Origin of the sequence: Neorhizobium sp. BETTINA12A (assembly GCF_023006485.1) — a bacterium.
In the GTDB taxonomy this organism is placed as follows: domain Bacteria; phylum Pseudomonadota; class Alphaproteobacteria; order Rhizobiales; family Rhizobiaceae; genus Neorhizobium.
On record NZ_JALBGW010000260.1, the window covers coordinates 1 to 4,185 of the forward strand.

At 63.6% G+C, this 4,185-nt stretch carries 5 protein-coding genes and 1 tRNA gene; 3 read left to right on the forward strand and 3 right to left on the reverse strand.

All coding sequences use genetic code 11. The features are described 5' to 3' along the window. Positions 1-294 (forward strand): DUF1499 domain-containing protein (locus tag MOV61_RS28715; RefSeq protein WP_247139027.1); only part of this gene is annotated, 294 nt, incomplete at its 5' end. Positions 295-396: 102 nt separating this feature from the next. On the opposite strand, the gene MOV61_RS28720 is transcribed toward MOV61_RS28715, so the two are convergent. After that, entirely contained in the window at positions 397-1,308 is a 912-nt protein-coding gene (locus tag MOV61_RS28720) for an MBL fold metallo-hydrolase (protein WP_247139028.1), read from the reverse strand. A gap of 215 nt (positions 1,309-1,523) precedes the next feature. Further along, the gene (locus MOV61_RS28725) at positions 1,524-1,880 is read right to left on the reverse strand and encodes a hypothetical protein (RefSeq protein ID WP_247139029.1); all 357 of its coding nucleotides are present in this window, start codon (positions 1,878-1,880) and stop codon (positions 1,524-1,526) included. Positions 1,881-2,152: 272 nt separating this feature from the next. Between MOV61_RS28725 and MOV61_RS28730 the strand changes: the two genes are divergently transcribed. Together MOV61_RS28730 and MOV61_RS28735 are read left to right on the forward strand one after the other, a co-directional pair. Continuing rightward, positions 2,153-2,229 (forward strand) — tRNA-Pro (locus MOV61_RS28730). 280 nt (positions 2,230-2,509) lie between these two features. After that, positions 2,510-3,535, forward strand: coding sequence for a LacI family DNA-binding transcriptional regulator (locus tag MOV61_RS28735; RefSeq protein ID WP_247139030.1), 1,026 nt, complete (start codon positions 2,510-2,512; stop codon positions 3,533-3,535). Between the two features lie 65 nt (positions 3,536-3,600). On the opposite strand, the gene MOV61_RS28740 is transcribed toward MOV61_RS28735, so the two are convergent. Continuing rightward, a partial coding sequence (locus MOV61_RS28740; RefSeq protein WP_408962446.1) for an elongation factor 1-alpha C-terminal domain-related protein occupies positions 3,601-4,185 on the reverse strand: 585 nt, incomplete at its 5' end.

Below are 4,185 nucleotides of genomic sequence, written 5' to 3' on the forward strand. Positions count from 1 at the left end.
GAACAGGCGCCGGTGCCGGACGTGGCGCCGATCCCGCTGCCGCGCCCGGAACCCTCGCTCGCACCGGTTTTCGTCAATTCGGGCGATGTCCTGCTGCAGGGCGAGGCCCGCACCCTGATCCTCGGCCTGCGTTTCGACCTCGTCGTCCGGCTGCGGGAAGAGGCCGAGACGACCTCGGTCGATATCCGAGTCGCCTCGCGCTATGGCCCGCACGATCTGGGAATGAGCCAGGCGATCGCCGAGGATTTTCTTGACCGGCTCGATACCGAACTTCTGGGGATCGCCGGGAACTAAAGCATGTCGGGCAAAAGTGTGCAGCGGTTTTGCGATAACGACATGCGGAGAAACTAAGGATTTGAAGCGGGTCATGCTAAATCCGAAGGATTGCGGCACGCTTCAAGCCGGCCAGTAAGTACCCGCAAGCGACGGCGGTCCTTCGGTCAGCACGCGGCCTTTCTCGACCAGGTCTTCCAGATGCGCAAGCACCGAAAGGGCCGCCGCCCCATGCAGGCGCGGATCGGTGCTGGCATAGATCACCTTGACCATGTCGGGGATCAGCCGGTCGCCGGCCTTGATGCGCTCCAGCACCGCCCGTTCGCGCATGCGCCGATGGGTGCGAAGCCCCCGCAGGAACGAGCCCGGTTCCTTCACCGGCCCGCCATGGCCCGGAAAGAAGATGCGGTCCTCGCGCGGCAGCAGCTTTTCGATCGAGGCCATGAAATCCGCCATCGAACCGTCCGGCGGCGCGACGATCGTCGTCGCCCAGGCCATCACGTGGTCGGCGGAAAACAAGACGCCGGTTCCCTCCAATGCGAAGGCGGAATGGTTGGCTGTGTGGCCCGGCGTATGTACGGCCGACAGCGCCCAGCCGTCGCCTTCGATCACCTGGCCATCCGCGACCATGATATCGGGCACGAAGCCGGTGTCGGCGCTTTCGGCGAACGGGTTGACTTCGCCCGCATGCAGCGGCCGCGAGGCCCGGTGCGGGCCTTCGGCAACGGTCGGCGCCCCGGTCTCCTGGCTCAGCCGACGGGCAAGCGGGGAATGGTCGCGGTGCGTGTGGCTGATGAAGATATGGGTGACCTCGCGGCCCTTCAGCGCCGCCATCAGCGCTTCGAAATGCGCCGCGTTTTCCGGGCCCGGATCGATGACTGCCACCGACGAGCCGCCGACGATATAGCTGTTCGTACCGTAAAAGGTGAAGGGCGAGGGATTGTTGACGGTCAGCCGCTGCACGCCTTCGGCCACGCTGACCGGCACACCGTAGGAAGGAGTGAATTCCATATCGAAGGTAACGTCTTCCGCCATGCCGGGCCTCCGCGCCTGATGCGATATCGATGATGGCCACAACGGCGTTGCCGGTTTGCGCCACTCGGATCGCATCGATTGCGCCGTTCAAGGCGCTGGAGAGGTCTAGCACCGCTTTTGCTGCGGCGCATTCAAAAATAGCCACCGGCCGTCACCCGCTGGGCGACGGCCGGTGGTTTTCATGATGTGGATCCGCTATCGCGGGCTCGCTCGCCTCAGCTGGCGGCCAGCAGTTCCGTGCAGTAGCTCGGGCCGTTGGCGCCCGGACGATCGGAAATGATGGTGATGTCGCGGATCACGTAGCTGGAGGAGACGGTGATCTTCGCCGTGCAGCTGACGCTGGCGCTGCGGCCGCCCTGCTGCTTGATGCGATTATAGCCGCCACGCCAGGTATAGACGGTCGTGGAACCGTCGCCGGTGTCGCTGATCGGCGGGCTGAACTTCGCGAAGAACTCGCCGGCCGAGCGGCCCACCCAGCGGCTCTCGATCGGATTGCTGGCAACGCTGACGGTGGTGCAGGCCGAAAGGGCGAGCGCGAAAAGGGCGGTCGATGCGAGGACGCGGCGGCTCATGATCGTGAAAAATCCTTCATGTCTTCTGTTGTGCCCGGGAGGCAAGGCTTTTGAGGCTAGTCGTCGAGACTGCACGTAACAGATTTTTGTCAGGCTTCGCGAGGCGATGAACGCCTCTCGACATCAAATTTCTCCTGCGCCGCTTTTTTGCAACGCCTTGGTTTTCCGCCTTTCCGGAGCGAGGGCATGCGCGATCGCGAAGCTGTCGCATATTTTTCATGAGCGGCGCTTGTGCAATGAAAAATGCTGGTCTATAGAGGCGCCGCTGGTCACGGAGTGTAGCGCAGTCTGGTAGCGCACCACGTTCGGGACGTGGGGGTCGAGTGTTCGAATCACTCCACTCCGACCAGCCGATCCTTGGTTTCCCAAGAGATTTCGCTCTCCCGATAGCCTTTCCCGTAAAAACCATAGTCCCAGCGGACCCGCTGCAGAGCCGATTACATAGAGCTTGGCGCTTTGGATCGGTCTTATCCACAACCCGCATTTTGGCAGGGCGAAATTATACTAGGTCCGAGCATCCCGCTAAGGCATCATGGCGGCGGGAACGTGTAACTTGTTGAAAGACCTTCCGGCTCAGGAACCGCTTCGGCGGTCGCCTGCAACTGGCAGGGGAGAGGGCCGTAAAGCGCATGCCGCCTAGACGCGCCAGATCGGAACGGGTGACCCTGCTCGATGTCGCTAATGTTCTTGGGATCAGCTCTATCACCGTGTCCCGCGCCCTGCGAGAACCGGAAAAGGTGTCCGAGCCGCTTCGGCTGAAGATCCTCCGCCAGATCGAGCAGATGGGTTACGTGCCCGATCTTGCAGCCCGGGCGCTCGCAAGCCGCCATAACGGCATTATCGGGGTTCTGGCGCCGGCGCTGACCAATCATGCCTATCTCGGCATCATGAGCGGCATTGAAGAACGGGTGCGCGATACGGATTTCCGCATCCAGTATGCCAATACCAACCACGATGCGGACCAGGAATACCGTCAGGTCAAGCTTTTCCTGTCGCAGCATCCGGCCGGCATCCTGCTGACGGGATTGCAGGACCAGCGCGTCAGCGATCTGCTTGAGCGCGCGCCGTGCCCGGTGGTTCAGATCGTCGATCTCAACCTGCTGCCCTCGGGTATCGCGGTCGGCATCAATCACCGCGAGGCGGCGGAGACCGCGACGCGCCATCTGCTTGCCTGCGGATATCGCCGTATCGGTCTGATCGGCGGCAGCCGCGATCTTCGCGCCCAGCGGCGTCACGATGGCTATGCGCTGGCGATGCAGGAGGCGGGGCTCTACGATCCGGGCCTCGTCATGACCGAGCACAAGCAAACCAGCATGCAGCTCGGCTGCGACCTCTTCAAGCGGCTGCTGGAAACGGCGCCCGATGTCGACGCGGTATTCTGCCAGAACGACGATCTTGCGCTCGGCGCGCTGTTCGAGGCGCAACGGGCGGGCCTGCGCGTGCCGGATGATTTGGGGATCTGCGGCTATAACGACCTGGATTTCGCGCTCTGCGCCGAGCCGAGGCTGACGACCGTCCGGGTGCCGCGTTTCCAGATGGGCTATCAGGCCGCGGATCTCATCGTCCGGGCCATCAACGACGAATGCCTGCCGAGCCGCGTCATCCAGCTGCCGTTCAGCCTCATCCAGCGCGGTTCGACGCGGCCGCTCGCCTGACGGGGGCCTGGCAACGAAAAAAGGGGCCTCCCCAGCCCCTTTCCATTTCCCGCCGATCGAAACGATCAGATATCGCCGCCGGCGTTGGAGAACAGCTCTGCCGCCTGCTTGGCGGTCATCCGCTTGACCTCGGTCTCGTCGCGGCGGTTGGCGAAGAGTTCGCTTGCCATCAGCTGCTCGGCGAGATCCGCCGGCAGCGACAGCACGACGCGCTGGCCTTCGCCTCCCTGGCCACGATGTATGCCACCGACCTCGCCGCGCTTGGCGGTGATCATGCCGCCCGCGACCGTGTTCAGCGTATCCGGATCGATCAGGATGAAGGCGCCGGTCGAGCGGTTCTGTTCGTAAGCGTCGAAGACCGCCAGTTCCTCGAAGGAAAGGCGCACCTTGCCGATCGCATTCATGGCGAGCGTCGAGGCATGCGGCTGCCACTTGCCGGTCGCAAGCTCGAGCTGGCTGATCGGTTCGACCGCGACGCGTTGGCGGCGCGAACCGCTCTTCAGCCAGTAACGCTTTCCGGGCTCGATGCCGCCCGGCTGCAGCGACACGAGCTGGGCGTCGAAATGGTGGCCGGTCATCGGCTGGCCGTCGAACGAGACGATCACGTCGCCGCGCGCCACGTCCACCTGCCGGTCGAGAACCAGCGTGAT